At 31.2% G+C, this 13988-nt stretch carries 12 protein-coding genes; 1 reads left to right on the top strand and 11 read right to left on the bottom strand.

The features are described from left to right. Positions 1 to 38: 38 nt before the first annotated feature. The 9 genes from L0U72_RS01875 to L0U72_RS01915 form a co-directional block, all read right to left on the bottom strand. Positions 39 to 1664, bottom strand: a complete 1626-nt coding sequence (locus L0U72_RS01875) for a pyruvate dehydrogenase complex dihydrolipoamide acetyltransferase (RefSeq protein WP_233898262.1) — start codon at positions 1662 to 1664, stop codon at positions 39 to 41. A gap of 3 nt (positions 1665 to 1667) precedes the next feature. Beyond that, entirely contained in the window at positions 1668 to 2663 is a 996-nt protein-coding gene (gene pdhA / locus L0U72_RS01880; protein WP_193706302.1) for a pyruvate dehydrogenase (acetyl-transferring) E1 component subunit alpha, read from the bottom strand. Positions 2664 to 2809: 146 nt separating this feature from the next. Then, positions 2810 to 3487 (bottom strand): hypothetical protein, encoded by a 678-nt coding sequence (locus L0U72_RS01885; protein ID WP_233882128.1) that lies wholly within the window; start codon positions 3485 to 3487, stop codon positions 2810 to 2812. Between the two features lie 115 nt (positions 3488 to 3602). After that, positions 3603 to 4358: a M15 family metallopeptidase gene (locus L0U72_RS01890; protein ID WP_101917921.1), complete on the bottom strand. Its 756-nt coding sequence runs from the start codon at positions 4356 to 4358 to the stop codon at positions 3603 to 3605. 40 nt (positions 4359 to 4398) lie between these two features. Next, positions 4399 to 5679 (bottom strand): DUF445 domain-containing protein, encoded by a 1281-nt coding sequence (locus tag L0U72_RS01895; protein WP_101917920.1) that lies wholly within the window; start codon positions 5677 to 5679, stop codon positions 4399 to 4401. Positions 5680 to 5876: 197 nt separating this feature from the next. Then, positions 5877 to 6236 carry a YkvA family protein gene (locus tag L0U72_RS01900; RefSeq protein WP_233896994.1) on the bottom strand — a complete coding sequence of 120 codons (360 nt, stop codon included), beginning with the start codon at positions 6234 to 6236 and terminating at the stop codon, positions 5877 to 5879. 150 nt (positions 6237 to 6386) lie between these two features. After that, positions 6387 to 8072, bottom strand: coding sequence for a PspC domain-containing protein (locus L0U72_RS01905; RefSeq protein WP_233898263.1), 1686 nt, complete (start codon positions 8070 to 8072; stop codon positions 6387 to 6389). Then, entirely contained in the window at positions 8065 to 8409 is a 345-nt protein-coding gene (locus L0U72_RS01910) for a PadR family transcriptional regulator (protein WP_101917917.1), read from the bottom strand. Before L0U72_RS01910 ends, L0U72_RS01905 begins: the two co-directional genes overlap by 8 nt. An 18-nt stretch (positions 8410 to 8427) precedes the next feature. Continuing rightward, complete coding sequence (locus L0U72_RS01915; RefSeq protein WP_101917916.1) at positions 8428 to 8874, bottom strand: DUF4870 domain-containing protein; 447 nt, start codon at positions 8872 to 8874, stop codon at positions 8428 to 8430. 165 nt (positions 8875 to 9039) lie between these two features. Between L0U72_RS01915 and L0U72_RS01920 the strand changes: the two genes are divergently transcribed. After that, a complete protein-coding gene (locus tag L0U72_RS01920; protein ID WP_101917915.1) occupies positions 9040 to 9492 on the top strand; it encodes a DUF4442 domain-containing protein in 453 nt (150 codons plus the stop codon). Between the two features lie 105 nt (positions 9493 to 9597). Here the strand turns inward: L0U72_RS01920 and L0U72_RS01925 are convergent, their stop codons facing one another. Continuing rightward, positions 9598 to 10989, bottom strand: a complete 1392-nt coding sequence (locus L0U72_RS01925) for a TlpA family protein disulfide reductase (protein WP_233898264.1) — start codon at positions 10987 to 10989, stop codon at positions 9598 to 9600. Positions 10990 to 11231: 242 nt separating this feature from the next. After that, on the bottom strand, positions 11232 to 13787 hold the full coding sequence (locus L0U72_RS01930) for an ATP-dependent Clp protease ATP-binding subunit (RefSeq protein ID WP_101917913.1): 2556 nt from the start codon (positions 13785 to 13787) through the stop codon (positions 11232 to 11234). Between the last annotated feature and the right edge of the window lie 201 nt (positions 13788 to 13988).

Genomic DNA, 13988 nt, shown 5'->3' on the forward strand with positions numbered 1-13988 from the left:
ATATTTCTCGAGCTTTTTTATATATGTACGTTAAAAACCTATGCTAACATAGTAACAGGGTTTTCAACAAAAGTTTTTAATGTTTGTAAGAACTGAGCACCAACGGCACCATCAACCGTTCTGTGGTCGCAGGCTAACGTTAATTTCATCGTATTTCCAACAACAATTTGACCGTCTTTAACAACTGGTTTTTGTACAATTGCACCAACAGATAAAATAGCAGAATTAGGCTGATTGATAATCGAAGTAAAACTTTCAATACCAAACATTCCTAAGTTAGAAACTGTAAAAGTACTTCCTTGCATTTCTGTAGGAGAAATTTTCTTGTTTCTAGCTTTACCAGCTAAATCACGTACCGAAGCACCAATTTGAGTTAAACTTAAGGCATCTGTATGTTTTACAACAGGCACTACTAAGCCTTCATCAACAGCCACGGCAACACCAATATGAATATGACTATGGAATAATGTAGTATTATCTGTCCAGCTTGTATTTACGTTTGGATGTTTTTTCAATGCCATCGCACAGGCTTTTACAACCATGTCGTTAAATGATACTTTAGTATCAGGAACGGCATTAATTATTTTACGAGAAGCCATTGCATTGTCCATATCTACTTCAATATTTAAGTAGAAGTGAGGCGCATCAAATTTAGAATTTTTTAAGGCTTTCGCAATTGCTTTACGCATTTGAGAATTTTTAACTTCTGATGTGTTTTCTTCTCCAGCGATAGCAAAATTAGTTGTCGCTGCCGAACTAGCAGGAGCTTCAACTTTAACAGCAGCAGGAGTGTAGTTTTCTACATCCTTTTTAACGATACGTCCGTTTTCACCAGAACCTTTAATTGCTGTTAATTTAATTCCTTTATCTTTTGCTATTTTTTTAGCTAATGGAGAAGCAAATATTCTTCCGCCAGAAGTTGTTGTAGTTGCTGTTTCAGTAGCAGCTACTTTAATTTCTTCTTTAGGAGCTTCTTCTTTTTGAATAGCTTTTTCTGCTGTTTTTACAGATGAAGTTGTGTTTTCTGAACCTAATGCAGCAAGTACGGTAGCAACATCTGTACCTTCTTTTCCGATGATGGCAAGTAAGGTATCAACAGGAGCAGCTTCGCCTTCTTGAACTCCGATGTGTAATAAAACACCTTCGTTAAAAGATTCGAATTCCATAGTAGCCTTATCAGTTTCGATTTCAGCTAAAATATCACCCTCTTCAATAGTATCGCCTACATTTTTTAACCAAGAAGCAACAGTTCCTTCTTCCATGGTATCACTTAAACGTGGCATGTTAATAACAATAGCGCCTGCTGGCATTGCTACTGCTTCACTTTTTACAGCTACTTCTTCGTTAGCAGTTGTTTCCGCTTTAGGAGTTTCTTTAGTTTCAACAGGAGCAGTATTTCCGTTTAATAAACTAGAAATATCTTCCCCTTTTTCACCAACAATCGCTAATAAAGTATCGACAGGAGCAGATTCACCTTCTTGAACTCCGATGTGTAATAAAACACCTTCGTGAAAAGATTCAAATTCCATGGTAGCTTTGTCAGTTTCGATTTCGGCTAAAATATCACCTTCTTCAATACTGTCTCCTACATTTTTTAACCAAGAAGCAACAACTCCTTCTTCCATTGTGTCGCTTAAGCGAGGCATGTTTATAATTGTAGCCATGGTTTACTTAGATTTTATAAATGGATAATCTTCTTGTTCGTACACCATATCGAATAATTGATTTACTTCTGGATATGGAGATTCTTCCGCAAATTTTTCACATTCGCTTACAGATTGTTTTACTTCTTTTTTAATTGCTTCAATTTCATCAGCAGAAGCATACTCGTTTTCTTTAATAATTTCTAATACTTGCGAGATTGGGTCAATTTTACGGTATTCTTCTACTTCGTCTTTTGTACGATAGTGTTGTGCATCGGACATTGAGTGTCCTCTATAACGGTACGTTTTCATTTCTAAGAAAGTTGGTCCTTCACCACGACGTGCTCTTTGAATCGCTTCGTCTACCGCTTCGGCAACTTTAATAGGATTCATTCCATCAACAGGAGCACAAGGCATTTCGTATCCTAAACCAAGTTTCCAGATATCGGTATGATTTGCGGTTCTTTCCACAGAAGTTCCCATGGCGTATCCATTGTTTTCTACAATAAAAATTACGGGTAATTTCCAGTTCATTGCCATATTAAATGTTTCGTGTAACGAACCCTGACGTGCAGCACCATCACCAAAACAACATAATGTTACGGCATCATTTCCTTTATATTTATCACCAAAAGCTAATCCTGCTCCTAACGGAATTTGACCACCAACAATTCCGTGACCACCATAAAAACGGTGTTCTTTTGAAAAAATATGCATAGAACCACCCATACCTTTTGAAGTACCGGTAACTTTACCATATAATTCGGCCATTACACGTTTTGGGTCTTCGCCCATACCAATTGGTTGTACATGATTACGATAAGCGGTAATCATTTTATCTTTAGATAAGTCCATTGCGTGCAACGCACCTGCTAAAACAGCCTCTTGACCGTTATATAAGTGTAAAAAACCTCTTACTTTCTGTTGAATGTAAACAGCGGCTAACTTATCTTCAAACTTTCTCCAGAAAAGCATGTCTCTATACCAGTTGATATAGGTTTCTTTGGTGATTTTATTCATTATATATTAGTTGTTTATTTAATGTTTGTTTGTTACACTTATTTTAATAAGTGCAACGACAAAAGTAAGTAGTTTTTAGTAATTTTAAAAAAGTTCTTATTAAAATTTATACAGCTATTTTTTTATTTTTAAAATGCGCTAAATTATTATTTTTCTTTAGCAATAATAATAGATGCTTTTGCACCTGTTGCTAAGTTCCATTCATTGGCTGAAAGTAGATTTCCTGTATCGTTAAAAATTTTGAAACCTGCGGTATTTGGACCTGAAGTTCCTTGGTTTAGTGCTAAAATTTCGATAGTGTTAATTCCTTCATCTAAGGAAATGTTAAAAGATTGATAGCGTTGTTTTAAAATTAAATTACTAACCACAGGAATATTATTCACTAAAATAGTTACTTTATCGCCATCAGGATATTGATAATCACGACAAATAATGGTTACATTTTTATCTTTTGTGCTAAAACTTCCTAAATCTTGGTCGATAATCGGATAATGATACATGCCATTTATTTTCGGGAAATTATTTAAATAGCTTTCTTCGGCAATTTTTGCTTTGGTTAAAATTCCTTTCGTTTCTAAATTTTTTTCGGCTTGTTTTTTTTGATATTCTTTTTGTTGTTGGCTGTGTGCGGTTTTAAAACCATCCGTATTTGTCTTGGAAAAATCTAAGGATTGAGGTTTTTTTGCATCACTTGCAGGGGCAGAAATCATACCGAAAGAAGTGTTATTATCTTTTTTATTTCCATAAGAAGCGTCAAGTTGTGCAAAACTAAAGGTACTGAAACTAAGTGTCATCAGAAGTAAAAAAGGGTGTATGTTTTTCATCATTTTTTTTTAAAAAAAATATAAGCAAATATAATGCTGATGTTTTTTATTTATCTAAATAAATAGTTAAAAAACAACTATTTAAGAAAGTTGGCTATTTTTAACTTCGGATTATTTATTCCACAGGAAAACTAAAATACGTTTTAGCAAACGGTTCGAATCGCAGTGTAAAATGCCACCATTCTTTAGCATAAGGTCTAAAATTATGAGTTTTCATAACAGTTTGTAATAACTGCCTGTTTTCTTGTTGATTTTCGGTTAATTTTGGATACGTGATATAGGATGATTTTCCGAAGAAATCATACGGACTTCCCATATCTAATTCTTTACCTGTTTTTATATTCACGATTGTTAAATCGACGGTACTACCGCGAGAATGTCCTGATTTAGATGCAATAAAACCTTTTTGAAACAAGTATTTTTTATTGATTGTCGGATAATATTGTTTTTTTCTTAATGTATCGTTTGTAACGCGCGCCCATTTTACAAAATGATTCACGGCAGTTTGTGGACGATAGGCATCAAAAATTTTAAGACTTAATCCTTTTTTTGATAAATCGGTTTGTACTTTTTTCAGTGCTTTTGCCATCGCGGTAGTTCCTATAAGTACGGCTTCTTGATAGCCATTAATAGAAACTCCTGTAAAATTATTTTCGGAACAATAGCGTATTTCTTGCCTAATTGTTGGTGCGATATCATGTATATACGAAAATCCTTTAGGAAGTTTTTGTCGCTGTTTTTGTCGTTTTTTTTGCAGATGATTTTGCGTTGTTTTTGTAAAAGATTTTACAGATAATTCTTCTTGTGCGTTTAAGTTAAATGACAAAAATAACAGAGAATAAAATACGAATAAATAAAATGATTGTTTCATCAAACAAAAATAAGAAAATTAGTGATTAATTCTTGTTTGATTAAAAAATTATCATTTTCAAAAGATGTAAAATAATCCCAACAATTCCGCCAACAAGTGCGCCATTAAGTCGAATATACTGTAAATCATCGCCTACTTTATCTTCAATTTGTTTTACCAAATCGTCGTTGTTTAAATTTTCTAAACTCTCGGAAACGGTGTTTGCAATTAGATGATGATTTTTATGAATTATTGAAATAAGTCCTGATTTTAAATTTTGATTTGCTTTTTCAATAAGTTCTGAATTAGTAGAAAAATCGTTTATAATTTGAGTTGATTTTTGCTTGATAAATTCAATAAAAACGCTTTTATCGTTGTTTAAATCTTCTTGTAATTTATGTTGTAGTGAGTTTACTAATTTAGCAACAATGGTTTTTGATTCAATATTATGGATTAGTTTTTCTTGCATATTTTGAATTGAAGCAAGTGCATCTGGGTTTCCAATTTCCAATTTTTTGGCAAAATCTACTAGTTCGTTTTCTAATTTGTTACGCAACGGATGTTGTGTGTCTGTGGCTATTTCTGCCAATAAATCATTCATTGATTTGATTAATTTATCGGTTATAGATTCATTGTCTAATCCTCCAAATTTTTGTGCTGTTTTTACGGCAAAAAGTTTAAAAGTGCTTTCTTTTTTTAGGCTTTCAGATTGTTTAGCAACATTTTTTATGAGCATTTCACGTGTTTCATCATTATTGATGGTTTTAGAAATACTCGATAAAGCGACGTTCCATAATTCGGAATGTTCTTGATTTTTCATTGCTTTTTGTAGCCAGATTCCTAAAGGTTTTCCAAGTTCGATTCCTTGTAATTCCTTTTTTAGCATTTTTTCTAAATAGGGAGCAAGTTTTGAAAAATCGGTATTTTTTGAAAATTTTAAAAGAATATCTTGTAAAAAATGAATAATTTTTGAAATATTTTTTTCCTCTTTTAGAGCGTCTATTATTTTATCGGCAATAGCGACCGATTTTATTTTTTCAGATAAACTTTCTTTGGATAGCCATTCATTAGAGACTAAATCGACAATTCCGTTAGAAATTTTAGCTCTCGATTTAACAATAATATTGGTGTGCTTTTTAATAAATGGAATCGGAATTTCCGCAAATAATGCACGAACCGCAAACCAATCGGCACAGCCACCAACTACGGCAGCTTCAAAACCCGCTAATAAAATATGCCAAGCTGTATGTGTTAAAAATTCAGTTTTAAGACCTGCAATTAGCAATAGCATTCCAACGGTTGCAATGCCTAAAGAAAGCGCACCTTTTTTTGGGAATTTCATATTTTTTAGTCCGTTTTTTTATAGTTTTTTACTTAGAGCCTGTTTAAATTTTATCAAAAAAAATATAGCAGGAAAACAGAAAATAGAATCTGTCAAACTGAATTTATTTCAGTTTCACATCCTGATTTTCCGTAGTTCTTGTGTTGATGCGATGCTGAAATAAATTTAGCATGACGAAAATTTGATGTTTAATAAATTTAACGAATCCCTTTAAAGTTTTTGTAATCTTGAATTACATCTTTTAATTTTGTCATGGCATATCCTACGATAGTAATATCATCGAGCCAACCGAATACTGGAATAATATCAGGAATGGCATCTATTGGTGACACAACGTATAATAAAGCCCCAATAATAATCGCTAAAGATGTTTTATTTAATTGATATGTTCCGCTCCAAGAATCTTTGAGCATTCCTAGTAATAACTTGAAGTTATCCATTTGTTCACCTAAGTTTTTGGACTTCTTTTCAGCTTTTTCAAAATCTTCTTGGCTGACTTCTTCTTGACTGTATTGTTCAAATAATTTTTTTGATTTCTTTTCCTGATTTGCGTTCATAGTCTGTTTTTTAATTTAATTATGATTAATTATAGTTAAGGTTTTATCGATATAAAAAAGACCGCTTCATTTTTTTGTTAAATATAAATGATTATTAAATAAAAAAGCTAAAACAATGACGCTTTAGCTTTTTTTATTTGATACTTAAATTTAGATATCCGAGTTTTCGTTGATTATATTTTCGTTTTCATCATCATCATCATCATTATTATTGTTATTCTTTTTAAAGGAATTACAATCGATACATTCAAAACCTTTTGAGCTCATTTTAAAATGATGATTCGCCATATCACGATCATAAATATCTTGGGTATTTTTAATATCATCAATAAATTTACCAGCTGAATCTTCGAAATAAACCGTTGTATTTTCATCAATATAAATAGTCGCTTTAATTTCTTCGTCTTTCCAGATGTTTTTATACGCACTTAAAAAGAAGGCATCAAAAATAATGGTGTTATTTACTATCTTAAAATTATATTGAATTGCCTGTGCGTTATCATTTGCTTGCTTGCGTTTTTTACCTTCGGATGTTTTTTTAATTTCGATATAAGTAAGCCCAGTTTCACTTTTACGAACATCAATATTAATATCGTTCGAATATTTCATTTTAACATCATTAATCACAACACCTTCAGCGTTGTTTCTGTTGCTTAAATTGTGGTTATAATAAATGGTATCATCATTAATAACGCTAATTTTTAAAGGTTGTTCTTTAGTGTAAGCAATGTTGTGTTTGCTCACATTAGCACCATTATAGGCGTGTGTTGTTGCATATTCGATACCCGAAAAACCAATGGCAAATAATGAAATCAACCAAACGCCTAATAAACTAAAAGTAGTGGTATTATTTAATTTTTTAACCGAAGGAGATAATATTCTTAATCCTAAAATAAATAATACCATCATCGGAATTCCGATTAATATAAATAATGAAATTGCTAACAACCATTTAGGTAAAATCGCTTCATAAAAAAATGGTGGATAGTGTACAAAGTCATTATCAACATTTAAAATTTCTAAACTACCGATTGAAAATGCTCCAAATAACAATGAAAGAATAACGATACCAGCAATAAAAATCAAAAGAATACCTATAAATTTAGCGAATATTTTAAATACCGCACGTAAAATTTGGGTAATTGTAGCAATAAAATCTTGCAATCCAGAAGAGGTTTGTGAACGTAATTTTTCATAATCGGCACTCGAAATTTTATCAGATATTTCACTCGCACCATCTTTTAGTTTTGTTGATATATTTTCAAACTCGGTACGAATTTTTTTTTCAATAGTATCAATATTTATAGCTTCACCTCGCATCTGTAATTTTTCAGAAGTTGTTTTAGCTTCGGGTAATAAAACCCATAAAATAATATAGGCTAAAGGCGAAAATCCAGAGGCAACTAAAATAATACAAGCAATTCGAATCCAAATAACATCAATATTGAAATAATGTGCAATTCCTGAACAAACACCTCCTAGAAATTTATCATCGCTATCTCTAAATAATTTTCTAGATGATTTTCTGTTGTTTTCACGGTATGATGAATCATCTTCAAAACTTTCGTTTGTTTCTGCATAATCTTCGGGTTGCCCCATGATGGTAATAATCTCTTCAATATCATTTTCATTGATAACCTGACGTACATCGGTTATTTTTTCAGATAAAAGTTCACTAATACGAGCCTCAATATCGGAGATAATTTCATCTTTTCCTTGTGGGTCATCGCTTAAAGAACGGGCGATAGCTTCTAAATAGTGTTTTAATTTTTGATAAGCAACTTCATCTATATGAAAGAAGAATCCGCCTAAATTTATATTTATTGTCTTATTCATTTTTAGTTGATTTTTTACTTGTTACTAAATTTACAGCATTTACTAAATTTCCCCAAGTAGTGTTTAATTCTTTTAAAAATAGTGTACCATTTTCGGTTAAAACATAATATTTTCGTGGAGGTCCTGAGGTTGATTCTTCCCATCTGTAGCTTAGTAAACCTGCATTTTTTAGGCGGGTTAGTAGCGGGTAAATCGTTCCTTCAACCACAATCATTTCTGCACTTTTTAATGTTGAAAGTATTTCAGAAGTATAGGCATCACCATTTTGTAAAATAGATAAAATGCAATATTCTAAAACACCTTTTCGCATTTGTGCTTTTGTATTTTCAATCTTCATGTACTACGATTTGTAAGGTTATTTTAAAAAATTAATAGTAAAAGGGTAGTGATATTCTTCTCCTTTATTTGCTTTTACACAAGCGATAATAATTAAAACGATTCGACTTAATAAAATAGCAGTCATTGAAAATCCACCAATAACTAAACCGATAACAGAAAAAATTCCATAGTAAGCATAATTTTCATTAAAATTAAAGTCTGTTTCGTTATAGATATTGATAAAACTTCCAAAGAAAAATCCGAATAAAAATAAAAGAAATACGACGGTTGCTATAAAAAGATACAGCGTAAAACTAAGATTAAAATTCACAGCCTGTTTTCCGTGTTGATTTAAAAAGGGACTATCACTTTTAAAGAGTTGCCATAAAATTAAAGGAGCAATAATGCTTCCTAAAGGAAAAAAATAGCCTAAAAAAGCAGATAAATGTATAAAAAGAGCATTCGTATTTTCGTCGTTTTGCATAACAGTTTTTTTATATAGTATTTTACTATGCAAATATATATCTTTAAAAAGGTACTATGCAATGCAAAGTACTGTATTTAACTTTTTATTAACATTTTTTTTGGATTTTATAGCTTTTCTGAGTTTTAAAAAAAAAGTAGTAAATTGCCAATAAATACTCAAAAAATGAAGTTTACGCCCAGAAAAATTAATTTATTTACGTTGTTAAAATTACCATCGGCATATATTTGTGGGATTCGAGTTTTGTCGATTTCAGAAGAAAAATCGTTAGTAAAAGTCAGGCATCGTTGGATAAATCAGAATCCTTTTAAGAGTATGTTTTGGGCAGTTCAAGGAATGGCTGCTGAATTATCCACAGGTATTTTAGTGATACAAGCTATTGCTGCATCAAACAAAAAAGTATCGATGTTAGTTACCAATATGAATGCCAATTTCACCAAAAAAGCGACAGGAAAAATTCATTTTTCTTGTAACGATGGATTGGCAATTAAACAAGCGATTCAAAAATCGGTTGAAACAGGTGAGGGGCAAACTATTTTAGTTACTTCACAAGGAATTAATGAAGAAGGAATTTCAGTATCTAAATTTGAATTTGAATGGAGTTTGAAAGTAAAATAAAAATAAGATATTAAATATAAAACTCAAAAAACCGCAAATATTTGCGGTTTTTTGAGTTTTATCAGTATTTGAAAACACTAAAAATTTAGTTGAAAAATGAATGAATTATATTCCTAATTCATCAAATATGTTTGTTAATTTTTCTCCTTGAGAAGGAGCAGGTGCATTAGGACTTACAATTGTTCCATCAGGAGCAATGATGATAAATTTAGGCAATCCTTTTATTAAGAATTTTTGAGCCCATTCTAAATCTCCTTGCTTTTTACCGCTAAATAATTGTATTCCAGTCATTTCTCTGTCGACTATTGTTTGTTTCCATTTTTCATGTTGTTTTTTATCATCAACACTGATACTTACAAATGTTAATTTTTTTCCATGATATTCTTCTTCTAAATTCTTTAATAAAGGAATTTCTCTTTTACAATATGCACACCAAGTTGCCCAAACATCAATATATAAATAGTTTCCTTTATTTAACAAATCATCTAAAGAAGTTGTTCCGCCTTTATAGTTTTCAAAATTTGAAAATTTGGGAGCAGGTTGTCCTTTTGCGGTTGCTTTTAATATGTGATAACTTTCTGAAATTTCTTTTTTATGCATTTCATTTGTTGAATATTGCATAAATTTATCATGAAATTCTTTTAAATTATCAGTAAAAGTAATACCATTTTTAGCTTTTTTATATAATAAATCATTTTTAGCTAAAGGATCATTAACTTCGGTTTGTATGGTTTCTAAATATGTTAAATAATAATCGCCTCCTTCTTCATTTTTTTCTTTAGCGATAACCTCTAATTGGGTTTCTAACATCTTACGATATGCGTATGAATTTACATAATCTTCACCGCTACTGTAATTAAAGTTTTTAAGAGGATTTGGAAAATCAGCAGAGACTACAAACTTATCATTTTCAGTTAAAGTTGCATAAAAATCTTGATAATTACTCAAGTTTCTTAAATATTCATAATTAATATTTTTAACTTCTTTTTTTAAGAAATTTGTAGGCAGATTATTAGCGATTGATAAATCAATTAAGGCTTCTTTATATTGATCCATTTTTGCTAAAAAATCACTTTCTTGTAAAGAAAATAAGTTGTTTGCACTTACTAGAATTTCACCAAATTTTTTGTTTTTCTCAACAAAATAAGTATTAATATTGGCATAACCTCCTTCAAATTTGATGGCATCAGCATTTTTATAATCAAAAATAATTTTGGTGTCTACGGTATCTGAAAGATATAAATTAACAGGTTTTCTGTTTGCTTTTAAAGTGTAGTATCCATTTTCTTTAATCCTTAAAGTATCCGAAAACGAGCGTGTTTTTTTATTGAATTTTATTTTTTTCTCAAAGTTAAATCCTGTTAAAGTAACCTCTCTTTTTTTGAAATTTTCAATTGTTCCTGATAAGATAAGATAATCTTTTACAGGTTTTGGTTTTTCTTTTTCGCAAGAAATAATGGTAACTCCTATGAGGGCTAAAAGTAGTAGTCTTTTCATGGTTTACTGTTTAATATGAATGAGGATTTAGGGGTCAAAGTTACTTTTTTTTAGGTTTTTTATCAAAGAAAAGACTAAAAGAATATCAAAAGAATTTGGAACGGTATTTTAACGTCTTTTTATTTTTGATTTTTTCTATCAGAAAGAAAGTAAAATTATAAAAAATAGTGAGTTAAATATAGTTAATAAAACTAAAACTCCCAAGAAAAATCTTAGGAGTTTTTAGAATTATTTTTTGATCGTTATTCTGATATTTCAGTACGAGATTCTGTTGGTTTTTCGCCTTTTTCAATATTGATAACTAGTTTATTTTCTTCTTGATCTAAATCCATTGAAATAGTATCGCCTTCATCTAGTTTTGAGTTTACAATTTCTTCGGCTAAAGCGTCTTCAATATATTTTTGAATAGCTCTTTTTAAAGGTCTGGCACCGTATTTTTTATCAAAACCTTTATCAGCGATATAATCTTTTGCTTTTTCGCTTAGGATTAATTTATAGCCTAAATCAGCAATACGTGCTAATAATTTTTCTAATTCGATATCGATAATTTTATGAATATCTTCACGTTCTAATGAATTGAAAATAATAACATCATCAATTCTGTTTAAAAATTCAGGAGCAAATGATTTTTTCAAAGCGCCTTCAATAATACTTTTTACGTGTGCATCTTCCTGATCTTTTTTAGAAGCAGTACCAAAACCAACTCCCGCACCAAAATCTTTTACTTTACGCGCTCCGATATTCGAAGTCATAATAATAATGGTGTTTCTAAAGTCAATTTTACGCCCTAAACTATCGGTAATATGCCCATCATCGAGTACTTGTAAAAGCATGTTAAATACATCAGGATGTGCTTTTTCAATTTCATCTAAAAGAATTACAGAATATGGTTTTCTACGAACTTTTTCGGTTAATTGTCCACCTTCTTCGTATCCGACATATCCTGGAGGCGCTCCGATTAAACGAGAAATAGCAAATTTTTCCATATATTCACTCATATCAATTCTGATTAAAGAATCGCTAGAATCGAATAATTCACGGGCTAAAACTTTTGCTAATTGTGTTTTTCCAACACCTGTTGAACCTAAAAATATGAACGAACCAATTGGTTTATTAGGATCTTTTAATCCCACACGATTTCGTTGAATTGCTTTGACCACTTTGGTTACCGCTTCGTCTTGCCCGATAACCTTTCCTTTAATCATGTTTGGTAAATCGGCTAAACGATGGCTTTCAGCTTCGGCAACTCTATTTACAGGGATTCCAGTCATCATCGAAACGACTTCAGCAACGTTGTCTTCGGTAACAATTTCACGGTTTAATTTGGCATCTTCTTCCCATTGATTTTCCGCAGAATCTAGAGCTGTTTCAATATTTTTTTCATCATCACGAAGTTTTGCTGCTTCTTCGTATTTTTGACCACTTACGGCAGTTTTCTTTTGCGTTCGAATCTCTTCTAATTTCGCTTCTAATTCGATGATTTGTTCTGGTACGACAATATTGGTGATATGAATTCGAGATCCAGCTTCATCTAAAGCATCGATTGCTTTGTCAGGTAAAAATCGGTCTGTCATATATCGATTCGTTAATTTTACACAAGCTTCAATAGCTTGATCGGTAAATGAAACTTGATGATGTGCTTCATATTTTCCTTTAATATTGTGTAAAATTTGGATAGTTTCCTCAACCGTTGTTGGTTCCACAATTACCTTTTGAAAACGACGTTCTAAGGCGCCATCTTTTTCGATATTTGTTCTGTATTCATCTAAAGTTGTAGCACCGATACATTGAATTTCGCCACGAGCTAACGCAGGTTTCAACATATTGGAAGCATCTAAAGAACCTGTTGCACCTCCAGCGCCTACAATGGTGTGAATTTCATCAATAAATAAAATGATATCGTCATTTTTTTCGAGTTCATTCATCAGGGCTTTCATGCGTTCTTCAAATTGTCCACGATATTTTGTTCCAGCGACTAAACTTGCTAAATCTAAGGAAACGATTCGTTTATCGAATAAAATTCTTGATACTTTTCGTTCTACAATTCTTAAAGCCAAACCTTCTGCAATTGCCGATTTTCCAACACCAGGTTCTCCAATTAACATTGGATTATTCTTTTTACGTCTGCTTAAAATTTGCGAAACACGTTCAATTTCTTTTACACGTCCAACAACAGGATCTAGTTTTCCTGCAATGGCGAATGCGGTTAAATCGCGTCCAAAATTATCTAAAACAGGTGTTTTCGATTTTTTATCTTGTTTGTCTTTGTTGGTGTTCGATCTTCCAAAAGGATCTAATTTATCGCCAGGAAAATTACTATCCGAAGGTGTTTCGGAAGTTGGTGTTTCTGGCAAATCTTCTAAATGAAATTCTTTATAAATTTCGGTTGCTTTTTTGTAAGTCACGTTATATTTTTTAAGCAATTTAGTGGTCGGATCATTTTCGTTACGTAAAATACATAACAATAAATGTGCGGTATCAATAGTGGTACTTTGATATAATTTCGCCTCTAAAAAGGTTGTTCGTATCGCTTTTTCAGCTTGTCTTGTAAGGTGTAAGCTAGTTGATTCGGTGTTGTTTGATGAGGAAGTTACTGGATTTAATTGCTCCAATTTAGTACTAACTAACTCTAAATCTACGTTAAAAGTAGTTAATATTTCCATGGCTTTTCCGTCTGCTTTTCTTATCAAACCTAATAATAAATGTTCTGTTCCAATAAAGTCGTGTCCTAATCGTAAGGCTTCTTCTTTACTGAAAGTAATTACATTTTTAACTTCTGGTGAAAAATTATCGTCCATAAAATTTAGTTGTATGATGGTAAATTTAGGTTTTTTCTTAAAAATAACAAAAAAGATACCAAGTAGTTTTTAAGCGTTTTTTTTAGTGTGTTAAATATACGTTGTTAATGCTTAAAAATAGCTAAAATTGTTGATAAGTATCATTAAAACAATAACTTTATTTTTTGTATAAAAGGTGTCATTATCGTATCTTGCAATGTT

Origin of the sequence: Tenacibaculum piscium (assembly GCF_021390755.1) — a bacterium.
Taxonomy (GTDB): domain Bacteria; phylum Bacteroidota; class Bacteroidia; order Flavobacteriales; family Flavobacteriaceae; genus Polaribacter; species Polaribacter piscius.